Consider the following 18,510-nt stretch of genomic DNA (forward strand, 5'->3'; position numbering starts at 1 on the left):
AGGTGACATCAGAAGGCGAAGGCGACCAGCGGGATGCCAGCGCGCGGCGTCCACTGCCGCGTCTGCATGGCCCCTCGCGCGTCCCGGCGGGCCTTCACGTCGCGCAACTCATCCTCCAGGCGGATGCGCTCGCGAACCAGGCTTTCCCGGTGGGCCCGGTTGATACCCGCTTGCTTGGAACCCGTGACGATGCCCGCGATGAGCAGCCCCACCCCCGCGACTCCGCCCAGCGTCGTGCCCACCCCCAGGGCCAGCAAGGTGCCGGCGTCGTCGTCATTCGACGAGCTCATGCCGACGATGATGAGGGGAATGCCCAATAGCAGCAACGGGGACAGCACGTAGCCCGAGTACGCCATCACCAACGACCCCGCGGGCCAGTTCGTGTCAACGGAGCGAATCTCGCTCTGGAGCATCGCGATCTGCTGCGTCAGCTCGCGAGCGCGGGCGTCCAGGTCCTCCGGCAGGGGCGGCGGCGTGGACGTCCCAGAGACGTCCGGCGCCTCCGCCGGGGCCTGGGCCACGAGGAGCCGGGTGGACACGGGCCGCTCGGACACGGGCGTCAGAAGTGAGTGGGACGTCGATGTGGACGCGGTGGCCAGCAACGCAGCGGCGACGATTGACAACATGTGTGGCGTTTCCCCCAGGTGTGGAGCAGGCGGGCGACCCTAGCATCCGCCCAGGCACGAAGGGCTCGAAGCCAGCTTGCATCCAGGGGACCTTCTGGCATGTTCGCCGCAGCCATGCGCCGCTTCATCGTCACCGCCGCCCTCCTCTGTTCCGCCCTGTCCGGCCTCACCGGCTGCAAGGGCGCCTGCCGCGAGCTGTCCGAGAAGCTGTGCGACTGCTCCATCAACTCGGTGGAGAAGGAGCTGTGCCTTCGCCGCGCCTCTCAGGAGGAAAACCGCGTGGAGCCCACCGCCGAGGATGAGGCCGTGTGCGAGGAGCGACTGGCCGGCTGCGACTGCCGCGCCATCGAGACCGACGAAGGCAAGCGCGCCTGCGGCCTCTCCCGCTGAGGCGGCCCACCTGACCGGAGGCTCCGGGTGCCTGTGCCCCGGACGCCGCCCGTCTCGCTTGACGGCGCCCGCACGCCGCTCAGGTCCCCGACACCACCGGCTTCACGGGCTCGCGCGACGCCCCCTCCCCCCAGGGCGTCAGCGCGGCGCGGATGCGTGAGCGCAGCGGTGTCTCCACGGCGCGGTGCACCCACAGCGACGCGGGCACGCCCAGCAACAACACGGTGGCCAGCAGTCCTTCGGGCGTGCGCAGCTCCACCCAGGGCGACACCCAAGCCCCCAGGCCCTTGGCCGCCTCCGACACCGGGTACTGGAGCAGGTAGAGCGCGTAGCTGGCGCCTCCCAGCTTCACCAGCGTGGGCCGTGACAGCAGCCAGCCCAGGGCGCCTCCGCCCCGCGCCAGCCCGTACACCAGCAGCCCCGACGCGGGCGCCAGCAGGGCGTTGTGCATCAGCGGGTACGGCACCCTCGAGCCCGCCGCGCCCGCCGCCACCAGCAGTGCCGTCCCCAGCGCCGCCAGCACCGCGCCGGAGCCCTTCGCCCCTCCCGCCGCGCGCTCGCGCACGAAGCACCAGCCCAGCAGGACGCCGAAGAGGAACTCCGGCAGCCGCGCCAGCGGGTTGAACTTGAGCGCCATCAGCCAGGGCCCCGACGCATGCACGTCCACGGGGCCCGGGCCGTCCGGCAGGAGCGCCAGGTACAGCAGCGGCGGCAGCAACCCCAGCACCCACGCGCCGCCCAGGGCCACGGGGAGCCACGCGGGCTTGAGCCGGGGCAGCCCCTTCGCCAGCCGGGGAAAGAGGCCGTAGAAGCAGGCCTCCACCGCCACGGACCAGCCCGGCGGATTCCAGTACAGCGCGAGCCGGGGAACCCAGGCCTGGAGCAGCGCCAGCGTCGCCACCCCGCCCACCGCGAGCTTCGCGGCGGCCACCTTCCAGCCGTTATCCGCCACGGACGCGGCGATGGTGGTGGGCGCGGACAGGAGGAACGTCAGCACGTAGACGGGGTACACGCGGGCGACGCGCGCGGCCCAGAAGGCCCTGGGCGACGTCTCCATGCGCCCGTCCGCGTCCAGGTAGTTCCAGGCGAGCACGAAGCCGGACAGGACGAAGAAGACGCCCACCGCGGCATAACCCGCGCCCACCCAGCTCCGCAGCGCTTCTGGCGCCGTGCCCAGACACGGCGCCGCGAAGTGGAACAACACGACGTGCAGGGCCGCGACGAAGCGCAGCCCCGTCAGCGCGTCGAGGGCCCTGCTCCCGCTCACCGCTACCGCCGGCCGATGCCGTAGTACGTGAAGCCCAGCTCACGCATGCGCGCCGGGTCGTACACGTTGCGGCCGTCGAACACGACGGGCGACTTCATCAGCGTCTTCATGCGCTCGAAGTCCGGGTGGCGGAACTCGTTCCACTCCGTCACCACGAAGAGGCCGTCCACGCCCTCCAGCGCCTCGTAGGGCACGGAGGCGTAGCGGATGCGATCACCGAAGACGCGCTTGGCCGTGTGCGGAGACACCGGGTCGTGCGCAATCACCTGGGCGCCCTTGCCGATGAGGCCCTCGATGACCTCGATGGACGGCGCCTCGCGCATGTCGTCCGTCTTCGGCTTGAAGGCCAGACCCCACACGCCGAACTTGCGGCCCTCCAGCGAGCCGTAGTGCTTGGCCGCCTTGGTCACCAGCAGCTTCTTCTGGCGCTCGTTGGTGCGCTCCACCGCGCGCAGCAGGTCCAGCTCCAGGCCGTAGTCACGCGCGGTGGCCACCAGCGCCTTCACGTCCTTGGGGAAGCAGGAGCCGCCGTAGCCCACGCCCGGGAAGAGGAACGGATAGCCGATGCGCTTGTCCGACCCCAGGCCCTTGCGCACGAAGTCCACGTCCGCACCCACCTTCTCGCAGAGCGCGGCGATGTCGTTCATGAAGGAGATGCGCGTGGCCAGCATCGCGTTGGCCGCGTACTTCGTCAGCTCCGCCGAGCGCGTGTCCATGAACAACACCGGGTTCTCGGTGCGCACAAAGGGCGAGTACAGGTCCGCCATCACCTTGCGGGCGCGCTCGGAGTCCACGCCAATGACGACGCGGTCGGGCTTGAGGAAGTCGTCCAGCGCGGCGCCTTCCTTGAGGAACTCCGGGTTGGAGACGACGTCGAACTCGATGTCCGTCACCTTGCGGATGGCCTCGCGCACCTTGTCCGCGGTGCCCACCGGCACGGTGCTCTTGTCCACCACCACCGTGTACTGCTTCATCGCCTTGCCAATCTGCTCGGCGGCGGCCAGCACGTACTGGAGGTCGGCGTCGCCGCTCTCACCTTCCGGCGTGCCCACGGCGATGAAGACGACCTGGGCGTTGGTGACGGCCTCCGTCAGGTCCCGGGTGAAGAACAGGCGCTTCTCGCGCACGTTCTTCTTGATGAGCTCCTCCAGGCCGGGCTCGTAGATGGGCACCTCGCCCGCCTGGAGCATGCGGATCTTCCGCTCGTCGATGTCCACGCACGTGACGTCGTTACCCGAGTCCGCGAAACAGGTGCCCGCGACCAGTCCGACGTAGCCGGTTCCGATGATGGCAATACGCATTGAGGGAGCCCCAGTGAATGTCTCTTGCAGGACTCATACGCCGGGAGGGAGTCCGAAAGAAAGCCCATCCCCGTCACTGGGGCTCCTCTGTGAGCAGCCGGGCTTACTGGCCCGTGAGCAGGCGGCGAACCCGCTCCATCCCCTTGAGGGCCGAGGTCCGGCCGGGGGTGCATACAGGACCCACCACCGTCCGCTCCAACAGCTCCCGCGTCGCCCGGCGCAGCGGCGGCAGCGCGGCGGTGGCGTCCGCGGCGGCGTCCGGGAACAAGCGCGCGACAATCGACAGGGACGTGTAGAGGGCCCGCTCCAGGCGCCACTCCGCGGCCCGGGCCAGCAGCACCGGCACATCCAACGGACGCGAGTACACGCCGCCCATCCACTTCGCGCCGGTGACGAGCTCGCGCAGGTCGATGAAGGACAACCACGGCACCGCGTATCCATGGCGCGCATGCTCCAGCGCCACCAGCAGCACCGCGTCCTCCAGCTCCGGGCGGTAGAGGGAGGGGCCATACACGCGCATGGGCTTCGCCCGCTCGAGGATGCCCGCCGTCTGTTCGCGGCGCTGGGGGCCCAGCACGTCCGAATAGAGCAGGATGACCGTGCGCCCGTCGGACACCACCTTCGTGGCGCCGCTGTTCTCCGTGTCGGGCTCTGGGGCGAACTCGTGGTGGGACAGGAAGCCCGAGAAGCCGTCCACGTCCAGGCGCTTCATCAGGATTTGCAGCTCCGGCACGGGCCGGAAGCCCACGTGCGGATAGAGCGAGTCCGCGAAGGACGCGGCCCCCATCAGCACCAGCTTGCGTCCCTCCAGCGCGCCCACGATGCGCTTGAAGTTCACGAGCTTCATCACGTTGTCGTTGACGGAGCCCTGATAGATGCTGAGCAGTTTGTCCCGAGCCCACTCCGGCGCGTTGCCCGCGCCCAGCCGGTACTCCAGGTTGTAGGCCGCCAGGGGCGCCAGGCCCTGCATGATGGCCCAGTCCACATACTCTTCCCAGGGCGCCCCCCGAAGCGCGCCACGCGGCGGGTCGAACGAAGAGAGAACTCGGAAGGTATCGAGAAGACCGGCGGACATGGGCCCCCCTTTAACGGTCCGGACGCATGGCCTGCAACGTCCGGATGGCGTCACGCCCGAGCGCCAAGGGTGAACAGCCGACACTGGGCGGCCTTTCAGGGTGGGTCCCCAAACCGGTCCGAGTGAATACCTGGGCCGCCCGGTACGTCGCGGGCCGGGCAGGCTTTCTTGGAGGCGGCATGTCGCAGCAGGGATGGTCGGACGGGCGTCCGGGCCGTTGGCTCACGCTCGGAGCGCTCGGATGGGTGGCGTGCACAGGCACGACACCCGCGGAACCTCCGGCATTCGACAACACCACGGCGGTGGAGTCGGAGGCCCGGTGCGAGATGCGGCCGCCCTTCGAGCCCCACTTCGAGCCCGAGGTGGAGTGGGCGTGGACGGCCAGTCCCCTCATGCCCACGCATACCAACGCGCAGGCCACGCCCGTGGTGGTGGACGTCAACGCGGATGGCGTCCCCGACGTGGTGTTCAACAGCTTCGAGGGCTGGAACTTCAAGACGAACGGCGTGCTGCGCGCCATCAGCGGCGCGGACGGCTCGGACCTGTGGGCGGTGACGGACCCGGCGTACCGCACCCGGGGCTCCGCCAGCGTCGCCGCGGGCGACATCGACGGCGACGGCAAGGTGGAGCTGTGCACCGTGCCGGAGAGCGCCCAGGGCATCATCTGTTTCGAGCACACCGGCGCCTTCAAGTTCCGCGCGGACGGCCCCCCGCTCGACTGGGGCGGCGTGTCCCTGGCCGACCTGGACGGGGACGGGTCGGTGGAAATCATCGCCGGCAACCACGTCTACGACAGCAGCGGGACGCTCCGGTGGGTGGGGAGCGACGGCGTGGGCAGCCCGGCCAACGACACCGGACCGCTGGCGTTCGCCGTGGACCTGGACGGGGACGGGCTCCAGGAGGTGGTGAATGGCCGCGCCATCTACCGGCATGACGGCACGCTCAAGTGCAAGGCGGCGGAGCTGGGCCACGGGCTCGCGGGCGTGGGCAACTTCGACGCGGGCCCCGAGGGCGAAATCGTCGTGGTGTGGGGCGGCCACGTGTCCTTGATGGACGCGAACTGCAAGGTGAAGTGGACCGTGCAGCACCTGGGCGGCGGCGTGGGTGGACCTCCGAACATCGCGGACTTCGACGGGGACGGGCAGCCGGAGATTGGCGTGGCGGGTGCGTCCCACTACGCCGTGTTCGAGTCGAACGGCACGGTGAAGTGGCTGAGCCCCACGCAGGACCACAGCTCCAACCGCACCGGTTCCTCCACCTTCGACTTCGAGGGCGATGGCCGCGCCGAGGTCGTCTACGCGGACGAGACGGCGCTGCGCATCTACGACGGCGTGACAGGTCAGGTCCGCTTCGAGGCGCCGCACAGCTCGTGCACCGCGTATGAGAATCCGGTGGTCGCGGACGTGGACGGTGATGGCAACGCCGAAATCATCGTCGCGCAGAACACGGCCTGCGGCTACGGCGACTTCCAGGGCATCCGCGTGTACCGGGACCGCAAGGACGGCTGGGTGAACACGCGGCGCATCTGGAACCAGCACGCCTACTCCGTCACCAACGTGAATGACGACGGCACCCTGCCCGCGCGCCCCGTGAGCAACTGGCTGGCGCCGGGGCTCAACACCTTCCGCACCAACAGCCAGGGCACGGGCACCGTGCGGCCCTTCGCGGCGCCGGACCTCGCCATCGGGCAGGTGACGGCCACGTGCACGGGCGAGGGCGCGGTGATGCTCGGCGCGCGGGTGCGCAACCAGGGGGACTCGGCGGCCTCGGCGGGGGTCCAGGTGGCCTTCTACCAGGACGCGGTGGGCGAAGGCGGCACGCTCCTGGGCGTGGCCACCGTGCCCCACAAGCTGAAAGCGGGCGAAGAGACGTCCGTGGAGCTGGCGCTCGACACCCCGGAGAGTGGCTGGGTGCTGGTCTACGCGGTGGTGGATGACGACGGCACCGGCACCGGACGCGAGCTGGAGTGCCGCGAGGACAACAACGCCGCGTCGGCGCAACTGAAGCTGGCGTGCGCACCAAACGAGCCTCCAGTGGCGTTGTGCCGGGACGTCGTCGTGGAGGCGGACGCGCAGTGCCGGGCCTCGGCCAACGTGGACCACGGCAGCCATGACCCGGACGGACAGCCGGGCCCCTTCACGCTGACACAGACGGCGCCCGGGCCCTTCGGCCTGGGGCGACATGCCGTGACGCTGACAGCCCACGACGGCGAAGACAGCGCGGTGTGCCAGGCCACGGTGAAGGTGGTGGACACGACGCTGCCGTCCATCCTCTGTCCGGCGCCGCAGGTGCTGGAGTGCGTGGCGGGCGGCGCGGAGGCGACCTACACCGCTCGGGCGGAGGACAACTGCGGGCCGGTGTCGGTGACGTGCACGCCGCCGGATGGCTCCCGGTTCCCGCTGGGGCGCTCGGTGGTGGACTGCAACGCGGTGGATGGCTCCGGCAACGCGTGCGGCTGCGCCTTCTCCGTGACGGTGCGGGACACGCGGGCGCCCGTGCCCGGCGCGTCCCTGGGCAAGCGGCTGTGGCCGGCGGACCACCAGTACCGCACGGTGACGCTGGCCGAGTGCGCGGCGCCCGCGAAGGACGCATGCATGGGAGACCTGTCGTTGGAGCGGTACGGCCGCATCGTCCGGGTGACGTCGGATGAGTCCGAGGACGTCGCGGGCATCTGCGACGGCACCACTTGCGACGACATCGACGTGCGGGTGAATGCCACCTCCGTCCAACTGCGCGCAGAGCGCGACGACACCGGGGATGGCCGCGTCTACACGGTGCACTACGTGGTGGAGGACCCGTCCGGAAACCGGGCCGACGGGCGCTGCACCGTGGAGGTGCCGCGGGATTCGGCCGGCCAGCAGGTGCACGACAGCGGTCCGAAGTACTGCGTGGGCCAGGGCTGCGCGCCGGGCCTGGGCGGCAGCCCGCTGTGTCCGTGAGGTGAGCAAGGCAGGGGCGTGGAGCGGCGTCGCTCCACCGCCCCGCTTCCGCCCCGCGCATCAGGCGCCGCGACGCGGGTCCCGCACGGCGGGAAGTGTGGCGTCTCCTTCATGAGGCAGGTTCGCATGAAGACGCTGCCTGGCGTGCTGGCGGTGGGAGGGCCTGGCTGGCTGCGGCGGAGGCATGCCGCGCACCCAGCTCAGCCTGGACGGCGCAGCCTCGCCCGCACGGCGTTCCGTGCTCGCCGGACGCCATATCGCGCCACGGAGCCCATCCGTGGCGCCAGCAGCAGCTTCGCCGCCATCCACCCGGTCCGGCCATCCAGCAGCGACGCCCCCAGCAGCCGCGCGTCGGAGAAAAAACGCCGTGCGAGCACTTGCTGCCAGCGAGGCGGAGCCAGCGGCGCCAGCGCCTCGTCCGGCACCGGCGCCGCCAGGAGCCGCCGCGCCACGGCCCACGCATACCAGGCCGCATGTGGGAAGGCCGTGCCGCGTGCCCGCTCCACCACCATCCGCCAGTCCAGCCGCGTATCCGCCAGCGCCAGCAGCTTCAAGTCGAAGAGCCACGCCAACCGCTGCAACGCGTGGTTGCTCGCGTGCAACGCCAGGTAGACGGCCTCGTCCTCGGGCCGTAGCCACCGCACCGCCCGGCCATCCACCGCGCCCGTCTCCGCCCGCGCCAGCAGCGCGTCGCCCTCCAGCGCCTCGCCCCATCCCGCGAGCGCGCGGTAGTGCAGCTCCACCAGCCCCGCCGGCCCGGCCAGCTCCAAGTGGTGAGAGTCCTCTTCCCCGTGCCGGGCGCCGTCGTCCCGCCGCACCGAGAGCCCCACGCGGGCCAGCGCCTGGACCGCGGCGCCCACATCCGCGCGTGCCACCAGCAGGTCCACGTCCGTGGTGGCTCGCTGCAACGGGTCCGGATACAGCCGCAGCGCCAGCCCATACCCCTTTGAGCAGCACCGGTACCTGCCCCACCGTCGCCAGTGCGTCCAGGCTTCGCAGCAGCAGCATCTTCACGCGCAGCGCCCGCGCCGCGTTCCCCAATGCTTCCCGGCGCAGGGACGCACTCGCGGGCTCGGGCAGCGCCCAGCCCGCCCGTTCCACCGCGTGCGCCACGAAGCCCACCAGCCCGTGCCCCACCGCCGTGTGGACCAGTCCGTCCGCCTCCGCGCCCTCCGGAGCGGCGCGCACCGGGGCGTCCGGCCACGCCCGCAGCAGCGCATGGAGCGCGCTTGCCCCCGGGGGCATCGAACCACCCGGACTGGCGCGAGACGGCGCTCGCCCGTCTGGCATCACTTCCTCATCGCGACCAGGCGTCCGGGCTCGGCGTCGGCCCGGGGCCGGAGCCGCCCGGCGACCTCCGCCACCGCGTCCGCCACCTGCTCCAGTGCCAGTTCCTCATCGCGGTTGATGGCGGCCCGGCCATCTCGCCACACCAGCAGCATCGCACCCAGCACCTCGCCGTCGGCCTCGAGCGTGATGCGGACCTCGAATGGCACCCCCGAGCCCGCGGGCCGCTGGGCTTCGAAGACGACGTTGTCCGCGAGCCCCGTGGGACGGACGCGCTGGAAGTGCAACTCCTGGCGCGACAAGCCCAGGGCATCCGCCAGCGGGCGCACCGCGTTCCACACCACCTCCAGCGAAGGCGACGCGCGCACGGCGCGGGTGACGTCCTTCACCATGGTCCGCAGCCAGAGGTTGCGCTGACGTACCTGGTGCATGCCCCTGGCGCGGCCCAGGTCCAGGTAACCCAGCCGCCGCATCAGCAGCACGATGAGCACGCCCATGCCACACAGCAGCATGGCGCTCTGTGCGCTGTTGGCGAAGTTCAGCGCCAGCGCCACCAGCATGAAGAGGCCACACAGGCCATACAGCACCAGCACGGTAGCGCGGTGGCTGAGCACCAGGTGGCTCATCAGCCGGTGATGGATGTGCTCCCGGTCGGCGCTGAACATCGGCCGCCCCAGCAACGAGCGCCGCACCATGGCCAGCAGCGTGTCCATGATGGGCAGCCCCAGCGCCATCACCGGCACCAGCATGGCCACCGCCGTGCCGCTCTTGGTGCTCGTCTTGATGGACACCGCGGCCAGCACGAAGCCCAGGAACATGCTCCCGGTGTCCCCCATGAAGATGGAGGCCGGGTTGAAGTTGAACACCAGGAACCCGAGGATGGCGCCCGCCAGCGCCGCCAACAGCAATGACAGCAGCACGTCGCCTCGCGACAGCGCGAGGATGAAGTTGGTGCCGACGCCGAAGAAGGCCACGCCGCCCGCGAGCCCATCCAGGCCGTCGATGAGGTTGAGCGCGTTGACCACGCCCACCACCCACAACACGGTGAAAGGCAGACTCAACGCGCCCAACACCAACTCCGGGCCGAATGGGTTGGCGATGACGTCGATGCGGAACCCCATGGCATACAAGCCGAACGCCACCGCGAACTGGACAGCGAACTTCAGACGGGCGCCCGCGCCCCGCAGGTCGTCGTAGAGGCCCAGCGCCACAATCGCCGCGCCGCCCAGGAACAGGCCCACCACCAGCTCCGTGTGGGAGCGGAAGTGGTACCCCACGCCAGAGTCCACCAGGAACAACGCGCACAGCGGCGCGAAAAATCCACCGACGATGCCCACCCCGCCCAGCCGGGGAATCGGCCGGACATGGACCTTCCGGCTGGAATTCGCCTGGTCCAGCCATCCCCACGCCAGGGCCCGGTCGCGCACCAGTCGCGTCAGTGCCAGTGCCACCAGCAGCGAGACGAAGAAGGCGACCAGAAGCGTAATCATGGGGCGTGCACCGTCCGCGCATCGTGGCGGCCGGCGGCTCCACGCGTCAATGCACGCGGGAGTACGATAGGTTTGTGAAGCAATGGGCCTTTGCGTCCGCCCGCAGTCCAACCAGGCAAGCGCCCTTTCTAGACGGTCCGCGGCGAGCGGAGAAGCGACTCGTAAAGGATTGACGTGCGCTCGGCAATGTCCCGCCACGTCATGTCCCGCACCGCGGCCTGCGCGGCTTCACGCAACCGGAGCAGGCGAGCGCGGTCCTCCGCCAGCGAGCGCAGCGCCACCACCTGCGCGGCGACGTCTCCCATCGGTACCAACCACCCCGTCTCACCGTCACGCACGACCTGGGGCGCCACGCCCACCGGCGTAGACACCGGCGTGAGCCCGCTGGCCATCGACTCCACCAGCGCCATCCCGAAGCCCTCCGAATGGCTGGGGAAGAACAGCACCTCTTCGTCCCGCAGCAGGCGCGGCAGCTCGGCGCGTGGATAACGAGGCACCACGCGCACGTGCTCGCGCGCCCCAGCGGGAAACGCCGCCAGCACCTCCGCCTCCGGGTTGCCCGTGCCGTACAACGTCAGCGTGAAGGACACGCCTTCGGCATGCAGGTGGGTGGCGACGGCCACCATCTCCGCGCGCCCCTTGAGCGCCAGCCAGCTCCCCACACACGCTATCCGCAGCGGCGCACCAGGCGCGGAAGGCGTGGGCGAAGGCAGCCCCTGGAAGGCCACATCCAGCCCATGGGGGATGACACTCAACTGACGCGCGGGCACGCCCAGCCGTTCCGTCGCGTAGGCGGCATCCTGCGTGTTGAGCAGCACCGCATGGTCCGCGCGCAGCAGGGTCTGGCGCACCTCCCAGAGGCGATAGCCGCCATGGTACAGCGGGTACTTCCAGCTCAGCGCCAGGTGCCCCGCACGCGCGTCGGCGCGCAGCCGTTCGGAGAAGGTGTGCTCCAGGCCGTGGCTGCGCGTCACCAGGGCATGGCGGGCCCGCGCCCCCGGACGGCCCAAGCGCATCCAGGGCCACGCATCCCCAGTGGTGATGTCCAGCACGTCGTACCGACTCGCGGCCCGCAGCAGGTGTGCGGTGAGCATCCAGGGGAACCGCAGCTCGTGCACCGTCGTGTGGTGCCGCAGGCCGGGATAGGCGTCGTCGTAGCTGAAGTAGTCCACCTGGCAGCCCCGCGCCGCCAGCGCCTGCCCCAGCGCGAGCGTCACCCCCGGCGCCCCCATGTCCGGGTTCAGGGGATGGTGGATGCCAAGCAGGATGCGCATGAGAAGGTGGCGGACTTCTAGAACACCCGGAGGGGGCCTGCCTGCTTTTCATGGATGAGCGGCGTGGGCGAGAATGGCACCGTTCCCCATCCCCATGTCCCTGCATTCCGCTCCCACGTTGCAGGCGAGCCTCGACTCGCGTCGCAACAACCTGGACTTCCTGCGCTTCGCCGCGGCGACGTGCGTATTGCTCAGCCATGCCTTCCCCCTGGGCGAGGGCAAGGGGACGGTGGAGCCGCTGGAGTCCTTCACCCGGGGACAGTTCTCCCTGGGACGGCTGGGCGTCGCGGTGTTCCTCATCATCAGCGGCGTGCTCATCACCCGGAGCTGGGAGCGGACGCCCGACGCGGCGCGCTTCATCTGGGCCCGGGTGCTGCGCATCTTCCCCGGGCTGGGGGCCATGCTGCTGCTGACGGTGGGGGTGCTGGGGCCGGCCTTCACCCGGCTGTCCCTGGGCGACTACTTCACGGCCCCGGACACGGCCCTGTACCTGCTGGGCAACTTCGCCCTGAACTGGCCCCAGTGGCACCTGCCGGGCGTCTTCGAGGCGAACGCCTACCCCCACGCCGTCAACGGCTCGCTGTGGACGCTGAAGTACGAGGTCGGCTTCTACCTGCTGACGCTGGGCCTGGGCCTGACGGGCCTCTTGCGCAAGGGCATGGTCATCTTCGGCCTCGTCGGCGCGGCGGTGGCCACCTTCGTCACCGGACGGCTGGGCTTCTGGCCGGAGCTGTACCTGTACTTCGGCGGCGGCGTGGCGCTGTACCAGTGGCGCGAACACGTGCGCATGAGCCCCTGGGTGGCGGCGGCGTGCGTGGTGGGGTGGCTCATCACGGCCCGGCTCGGATACGGCTGCCGCATCGCCACCGGCCTGCTGGGCGGATACGTCGTGCTGTACCTCGCCTTCCGGCCCATGGGGGCGCTGGCGGACTTCGGGCGCCGGGGCGACCTGTCCTACGGCGTCTACCTCTACGCCTTCCCCGTGCAGCAGGCCGTCACCACCCTGCTGGGCGGGCCCACGGCGTGGTGGGTGAACGCAGCGGTGGCCTTCCCCTGTGTGCTGCTGCTGGCGGCGCTGTCGTGGCGGTGGGTGGAGCAGCCCGCCTTGCGGCGCAAGGACAGGCTCCCCGCGTGGGTGAGGCGTCCGGCGGTCTCCGTCACAGCGGTTCCGAAGACGCCGTCCCGGCCGGCTGGGCCGCACTGAAGTTGTCGCCCGCCAGCCGGTCATACGTGAGCAGGCGGTAGCGCCGCATCCAGTCCTCCCATGAGCCCGGCTCCTGGGCCTTGGGGACCTTGTCGCCCGCGGGCAGGTATTCGCCGGAGGCGTTGCGCAGCAGGTCTCCCCGGACCACGGGCAGCACCTTGGACAATTCGGAGACGAAGGCGAAGAAGCCCGGAGGCCGCAGCCCCGCCGTCTCGAGGATGCGCGGGGTGAGCATGCTGATGCTCAGGTGGATGTCCTGCCGGGGCACGGGGAAGTTCGTCCAGAGGACGACGGGGACCTCCGCCATGCGCTCGCGCTGCGCGTCCGTCCATGGCTCCTGGAAGTAGCCGGCCTCGCGATAGGTCGCGTAGTCCGAGCCCAGCATCGGCAGGTGGTCCCCGAAGAGCACCAGCAGCGTCTTGCGTTTGCGAGCCTCCAGCTTGCGCACCAGCCGCTCCACGGCCGAGTCCATCTGCCGCAGCTTGTGCACGTAGTTCTTCAAGAGCAGCCGGTTGTCCGGCGAGAGCTTCTCGCCCTGCACCTCGATCCGCTCCTCGCCGGTGAGCGGCAGGTTGTAGGGCCCGTGGGTGGACATCGTCACGGCCATGATGAACCGCGGCTGACGCTCGTCGGAGAGCTCGTGGAGGATGTGGTCGACGACCTCCTCGTCCGACACCCAGGGCCCTTCGAGCCGGGGGGAAGTGAAGTCCGTGAGCGACTGGAACGTGTCGAAGCCCAGCAACGGGTACACCACGTCGCGGCTCCAGTAGAACGCGTGGAACGGGTGGATGGCCAGCGTCTGGTAGCCCGCGCGGCGGAACAGCGACGGCAGCGCGTCCACGGGACGCATCACATAGTGCTGGTAGGGAAACGCGCCGTCCGGGGCGAACGACGAGGACATGCCCGTCAGGAGTTCGAACTCCGCGTTGGCCGTGCCACCACCGAAGGCCGGGCTGATGAGGTTGCCCGAGCTGTGGCGCTCCATGAGCGACCGCACGAAGGGCAGCGGATCCTCGCTGAAGGGGATGCCCAGCCGCGTCGGGTCCCAGAGCGATTCGGCCATGAAGACGACGACGTCGACGGGCTCCTGGGGCGCGGCGGGCACCACGCCCGGAGGGCCCCCCAGGGCCGCGTGCACCTGCGCCTGGGAGTACTCACTGCCCGGCTCCAGCCGCAGCCCCTCCCAGTTCCAGAGCATCATCAGCGTGAGCCCGTTCATCTGGAAGTTGGAGCGCTGGTCCCACACCTGGTCGTAGATGCCGAAGCGGTTGAAGACGCGCCGCACGGGCAGGTGCTGTTGGAAGATGATGACCAGCAGGTACGCCACCGCCGCCAGCGCCAGGTTGCGGCGTCCGGCCTTGGGCAACGGGTACCGGGGCGTGCCGCGCGCCACCGCGCGCCACATGACGGCGAGCATGGCCACCAGCAGCAGACACGAGCCAATGGCCGCCACCGCGCCGCCGCCGGGCAGCAGCGTGGGCGCCAGCGATGTCACCTGCCGCCACTCCAGGAAGTCCCAGGGCATCAGCGGCCGGTCGATGAGCTGCACCTTCCGGATGTGCAGGGTGACGGTGAAGAGCATCGCCGCCGCCACCAGGGCCCCCGAGATTCCCACCCGGTTCGTCACCGCCCACAGCAGGCCCGTCACCGCGGAGATGACGCCCACGCTGAGGAGCATGGAGTAGACGTTGCGCTGGGTGATGCCCTCCAGGCCCGAGGACGAGAAGACGGCGATGGTCAGCTCCATGGCCCCGACGAGCACCGCCGAGGCCAGGATGACGCCCACCAACGGCCACAGGTTGGAGGGGGGCCGCTGGAAGAACAAGGTCTTGGGAATCCGTGCGCGACGTGCCAACGACAGGTGCCTCCAGGAGCCGACCAGGGAGCGGGAGGGCGCGGAGACTACCCGACAGGCCCCCTGGCGTTCCATGCGCCTGGGGTCGGGGTTCTGCCGCCTGCCACGCTGTGTGCGGGCGGGCATCCGGCGGAGCGCCCCATGCCCCGTGTACCCAGGCTCACTTCATGGGTGGCTGGGCCAGCAGCGCGGCGCCAATGGCACCGGAAAGTTCTCCCAGTTCCGCGACGCGCACGGGCGGCTGGCGCTCGGGGACGAAGATGTGCGGGCGCATGGCCTCGTGGATGCGGCCGGCGAATTCAGGCCCCAGCCGCGTGCCCAGGCCTCCGCCCAGGACGACTGCCTCCACGTCCAGCAGGTTGATGGCGGAGGCGAGCCCCGCGCCCAGCATCCGCACCGCGCGGCCGAAGAGCCACGTGGCCAGTGCGTCCTCCTGCGCCAGCGCCCGGGCCCAGATGCTGCTGGTCAACCGGGTGCGGCCCTTCTTCCGCATCAAGTCGAAGAGAATCGTCGTCTCGCCCTGGCGCACGGCCTTGTGCGCACGGCGCTCCATGGACGCGCGGCCCGCGTAGGCCTCCAGGCAGCCGCGCCGGCCACAACCACACCGGGCACCGCCCGGCTTCACCACCATGTGGCCCACCTCGCCCGCCGCGCCCCGGCCTCGCCAGGGCACGCCGTCCAGCACCAGCCCACCGCCCACGCCCGTTCCCCACCAGACGCCCAGCAGGGAGCGAAATGCGCGGCCCGCGCCCAGCCGGTACTCCGCCGCCACCGCCACCTGGACGTCGTTGCCCAGCACCACGGGCCGGCCCACCCGCGCGCCCAGGTCCCCCGCCACTGGGTAGGGCGTGCTCCAGCCCCGGCCCACGTTGCTGACATGTCCCAGCGTGCCCTCGTTGGCGTTCACCGCGCCGGGCGCGCCCACGCCCACCCCCAGGAGCTGACGGGACGTCAGGCCCGCCGCGTGCGCCGCGCCCTCCAAGGCGTCGTGGATGGCGCGCACCACGTCGCCGGGCTCGCCGTCGGCGGGCGTGGGCTGGCGCATCTTCCCCAGGACGGTGCCGGCGCGGTCCACCACCACGGCCTCGATTTTCGTCCCGCCCAGGTCGACGCCGCCCCAGCACTCCAGGGTGTCGCGCTCCGCCGCCTTCCCTCGCGAGCCCACCGCGTTCGCCTCCCGCATGACACGCCTCCCCAACGAAGATGCGCAGTCCGCCACGGACCGGGTGAAGGCGGCGGGAAGGCAAGGGAGCGGCCGGCCCGCGTGCCGCCCGGCCTGTCCGTGAGCAACGATTCCCCACCAACGCTTCCACGGCGCCTCGCGGGGCCCGCTAGAAAGGCGCTCCACACAGACGCGCGACAGGAAAGGGGCAAGGGATGGACCTCATCGGACAGCTCTCTCAGCAGCTCGGAGTGAATGGAACGCAGGCCCAGGGGCTGGCGGGCTCGCTGCTGAAGTTGGTGCAGGGCACGGTGCAGGAGAAGCTGGGCCCCGACGCCGCGAACCAGATGGGCCAGGCCATTCCAGAGATGGAGAGCTGGCAGCAGGCCCCCAGCACCACGTCCGCGCCCCAGACGGCGCCGGATGCGGGGGGCGGGCTGATGGGCGCGCTGGGCGGCCTCATGTCCGGTCAGGAGGGCAGCACGGGCGGCATGCTGAGCGCGCTGGGGGGCGTCGCGGGGCAGGCCGGTGATGTGGCCGCCGTGGTGTCCCTGCTGGGCCGCTTCAACATCGACGCGAGCAAGGCGTCCTTGGTGGCGCCCCTGCTGCTGAACTTCCTCAAGTCGCGCCTGGACCCCGCGCTCGTGGGCCGCATCCTCTCCGTGGTGCCGCTGCTGGCCGGCGCGGGCGGTGGTGGCAACACGCCCGGCGGTGGCGGCCTTGGGGGGATGCTGGGCGGGTTGTTGGGCGGCGGACGCTGACGCCCGCGCCGTCAGCGGCCCGACACGCGCTGGCGCACGGTGGTGGCCAGCGCCCACGGCGGGAAGCCCAGCATGTAGCGCCAGCGCGGCACCGCCAGGTGGAGCGGCAGGCCGCGCCGGTACAAGTCCAGCGCCAGGTCCACGCGGCGCTGGGACAACAACCAGTGCGTCACGTGGCGCAGGCTGTAGAGCAGCATCTCCAGCCGCTCACGCCTGCGGGCCGTGCCTCCCGGGTAGCGCCCCAGGCGCTCCTGCTCCAGGAGATACCGCGTACCCCGGTAGCCGGACTCCAGTGACGTGGACGTGGAGCCCACGTGCTGCCGGTAGCCCACCACCACGGGCGCGCGCACCCAGGCGAAGCCCGGGTCCGTGCCCAGCCGGTACAGCAGGTCGTAGTCCTCGCCACTGATGCGCAGCGGGGTGAAGCCCCCCACGCGCCGCAGCGCCTCCGTGCGCACCGCCAGCACGCACGCGGTGCGCGGCGTCCGGTCCTCCGCGCTGGCCAGATAGTCCGCGAAGCGCAGCACCTGGAGCGGCTCGCGGCTCACGGTCGCCAGGGTTTCGGCCCGGGAGAACAGCGCCGCCGTGCCCAGCACCAGCGACGTCCCTTCCGCCTCGAGCACCCGCCGGTACGTGGCCAGCGTCCAGGGGAACCACACGTCGTCACTGTCCAGGAAGGCCACGTAGGTGCCCCGGGCCTCCTGGATGCCCAGGTTGCGCGCGGCGCCAGGGCCCGCGTTGCGCTGGCTGAGCACGCGCACCTGTTCGCCATAGCGGGCCAGCGTCTCCAGCGTGTCGTCGGTGGAGCCGTCATCCACGACGAGCACCTCGAAGTCACGCTCCTCCTGCGCGAACACGGACGCGAGCGCCGCCTCCAGCAGCCGCGCCCGGTTGTACGTGGGGATGATGACGGAGAAGAACGGCATGTCACACGCGGGCGCGCAGGCCCATCTGGGAGATGCCCAGGAAGGTGGCCAGTTGCTTGCGGTACTCCGGCAGGCTCATGCGCCCGCGCAGCAGCGTCTGCGTCAGCACCGCCGAGTTGTACGGCAACGTCCCCACCAGGATGGCCCGCATGGCCGTCTCGTGCAGCCGGCCGTGGTGCTTTCGGAAGTACGCCAGGCGCGTGCGCCACAGCTCGATGCGCACCTTGTCCGCCCCGGTGTCGGACGGACGGAACGAGCGGCTGGTCAGGTGCGTAATCACCGCCTCCGGGCAGAAGGCCACCTCCCAGCCCGCCTTCCAGGCCCGCACGCACCAGTCGGTGTCCTCGGTGTTGCCCAGCGGGGACATCTGCTCGTCGAGCAGGCCCACCTCCGCGAGCGCCTCCTCGCGCACCACGATGCAGGCGCCCAGCACCCAGCTCACGCGGGCCTCGTCGTGGCCGTACTGCGCCGGGTCGATGGCCATCGCCTTGAGGAAGTGGAGGGGACGCGGCAGGAAGACGATGTCGAAGAGCTGCCCGGCCAGCGACATGGGCCGGAAGGTGCAGTTCTGGATGGTGCCGTCCGCGTTCAACAGCCGCGCGCCCGCCATGCCCACGCGCGGGTTGTCATCCATGAAGCGCACCAGCGCGTCGAAGGCGCCCTCGTGGACGATGGTGTCGTCATTGAAGATACAGAAGTGACGGCCCCGGGCCTGGCGCAACACCTGGTTGTGGTTGGCGGAGAAGCCCTTGCGCTCCGTGTTGAAGAGCCAGCGCACCTGGGGAAAGTCGCGCCGCATGGCGTCCACGCCGCGACCGCCCGTGGCGTTGTCGACAATCCAGACCTCGAAGGAGCTGTCGCGCGTCGTCGCGTACAGCGTGCGCAGACAGTCGTGCAGCAACTCCGGATTGCTGTGATTGACGATGGAGATGACCAGGTCGGGCTTCTTCATC

Annotated in this window: 15 protein-coding genes; 4 read left to right on the top strand and 11 right to left on the bottom strand. The window is 70.7% G+C overall.

Annotated elements, in window-relative coordinates; genetic code table 11:
• Positions 1 to 8: 8 nt before the first annotated feature.
• Positions 9 to 626 (bottom strand): hypothetical protein, encoded by a 618-nt coding sequence (locus FMQ63_RS02015; protein WP_011551172.1) that lies wholly within the window; start codon positions 624 to 626, stop codon positions 9 to 11.
• A gap of 99 nt (positions 627 to 725) precedes the next feature.
• Here FMQ63_RS02015 and FMQ63_RS02020 point away from each other — a divergent pair, with 99 nt between their 5' ends.
• Complete coding sequence (locus FMQ63_RS02020) at positions 726 to 1,016, top strand: hypothetical protein (RefSeq protein WP_011551171.1); 291 nt, start codon at positions 726 to 728, stop codon at positions 1,014 to 1,016.
• A 79-nt stretch (positions 1,017 to 1,095) separates the two neighbouring features.
• Here the strand turns inward: FMQ63_RS02020 and FMQ63_RS02025 are convergent, their stop codons facing one another.
• From FMQ63_RS02025 to FMQ63_RS02035, 3 genes are all read right to left on the bottom strand, one after another.
• Complete coding sequence (locus FMQ63_RS02025; RefSeq protein ID WP_011551170.1) at positions 1,096 to 2,283, bottom strand: acyltransferase; 1,188 nt, start codon at positions 2,281 to 2,283, stop codon at positions 1,096 to 1,098.
• Between the two features lie 2 nt (positions 2,284 to 2,285).
• Positions 2,286 to 3,584, bottom strand: coding sequence for a UDP-glucose/GDP-mannose dehydrogenase family protein (locus FMQ63_RS02030; protein WP_011551169.1), 1,299 nt, complete (start codon positions 3,582 to 3,584; stop codon positions 2,286 to 2,288).
• 103 nt (positions 3,585 to 3,687) lie between these two features.
• Positions 3,688 to 4,659, bottom strand: a complete 972-nt coding sequence (locus FMQ63_RS02035; protein WP_026113882.1) for a nucleotidyltransferase family protein — start codon at positions 4,657 to 4,659, stop codon at positions 3,688 to 3,690.
• 179 nt (positions 4,660 to 4,838) lie between these two features.
• Here FMQ63_RS02035 and FMQ63_RS02040 point away from each other — a divergent pair, with 179 nt between their 5' ends.
• On the top strand, positions 4,839 to 7,598 hold the full coding sequence (locus FMQ63_RS02040) for an FG-GAP-like repeat-containing protein (protein ID WP_020478171.1): 2,760 nt from the start codon (positions 4,839 to 4,841) through the stop codon (positions 7,596 to 7,598).
• A gap of 200 nt (positions 7,599 to 7,798) precedes the next feature.
• On the opposite strand, the gene FMQ63_RS02045 is transcribed toward FMQ63_RS02040, so the two are convergent.
• From FMQ63_RS02045 to FMQ63_RS02055, 3 genes are all read right to left on the bottom strand, one after another.
• Positions 7,799 to 8,506 carry a nucleotidyltransferase family protein gene (locus FMQ63_RS02045; RefSeq protein WP_011551166.1) on the bottom strand — a complete coding sequence of 236 codons (708 nt, stop codon included), beginning with the start codon at positions 8,504 to 8,506 and terminating at the stop codon, positions 7,799 to 7,801.
• 381 nt (positions 8,507 to 8,887) lie between these two features.
• A complete protein-coding gene (locus FMQ63_RS02050; RefSeq protein WP_011551164.1) occupies positions 8,888 to 10,375 on the bottom strand; it encodes an MraY family glycosyltransferase in 1,488 nt (495 codons plus the stop codon).
• 128 nt (positions 10,376 to 10,503) lie between these two features.
• On the bottom strand, positions 10,504 to 11,649 hold the full coding sequence (locus FMQ63_RS02055; protein WP_011551163.1) for a glycosyltransferase family 4 protein: 1,146 nt from the start codon (positions 11,647 to 11,649) through the stop codon (positions 10,504 to 10,506).
• A 73-nt stretch (positions 11,650 to 11,722) separates the two neighbouring features.
• Between FMQ63_RS02055 and FMQ63_RS02060 the strand changes: the two genes are divergently transcribed.
• A complete protein-coding gene (locus FMQ63_RS02060; protein WP_011551162.1) occupies positions 11,723 to 12,853 on the top strand; it encodes an acyltransferase in 1,131 nt (376 codons plus the stop codon).
• On the opposite strand, the gene FMQ63_RS02065 is transcribed toward FMQ63_RS02060, so the two are convergent.
• Both FMQ63_RS02065 and FMQ63_RS02070 read right to left on the bottom strand, forming a co-directional pair.
• Positions 12,807 to 14,708 carry an LTA synthase family protein gene (locus tag FMQ63_RS02065; RefSeq protein WP_225909756.1) on the bottom strand — a complete coding sequence of 634 codons (1,902 nt, stop codon included), beginning with the start codon at positions 14,706 to 14,708 and terminating at the stop codon, positions 12,807 to 12,809. The two genes, FMQ63_RS02060 and FMQ63_RS02065, sit on opposite strands and share 47 nt — an antisense overlap.
• Before the next feature lie 160 nt (positions 14,709 to 14,868).
• Positions 14,869 to 15,891: an ROK family protein gene (locus FMQ63_RS02070; protein ID WP_011551160.1), complete on the bottom strand. Its 1,023-nt coding sequence runs from the start codon at positions 15,889 to 15,891 to the stop codon at positions 14,869 to 14,871.
• A 194-nt stretch (positions 15,892 to 16,085) separates the two neighbouring features.
• Between FMQ63_RS02070 and FMQ63_RS02075 the strand changes: the two genes are divergently transcribed.
• Positions 16,086 to 16,631 (top strand): DUF2780 domain-containing protein, encoded by a 546-nt coding sequence (locus FMQ63_RS02075; protein WP_011551159.1) that lies wholly within the window; start codon positions 16,086 to 16,088, stop codon positions 16,629 to 16,631.
• 11 nt (positions 16,632 to 16,642) lie between these two features.
• Here FMQ63_RS02075 and FMQ63_RS02080 read toward each other — a convergent pair whose 3' ends face one another.
• Together FMQ63_RS02080 and FMQ63_RS02085 are read right to left on the bottom strand one after the other, a co-directional pair.
• Positions 16,643 to 17,557, bottom strand: coding sequence for a glycosyltransferase family A protein (locus tag FMQ63_RS02080; protein ID WP_011551158.1), 915 nt, complete (start codon positions 17,555 to 17,557; stop codon positions 16,643 to 16,645).
• Position 17,558: 1 nt separating this feature from the next.
• Positions 17,559 to 18,509, bottom strand: a complete 951-nt coding sequence (locus tag FMQ63_RS02085) for a glycosyltransferase family 2 protein (RefSeq protein WP_011551157.1) — start codon at positions 18,507 to 18,509, stop codon at positions 17,559 to 17,561.
• Position 18,510: the final 1 nt, after the last annotated feature.

The sequence above is a fragment of the Myxococcus sp. CA005 genome (assembly GCF_006518205.1).
Taxonomy (GTDB): domain Bacteria; phylum Myxococcota; class Myxococcia; order Myxococcales; family Myxococcaceae; genus Myxococcus; species Myxococcus xanthus.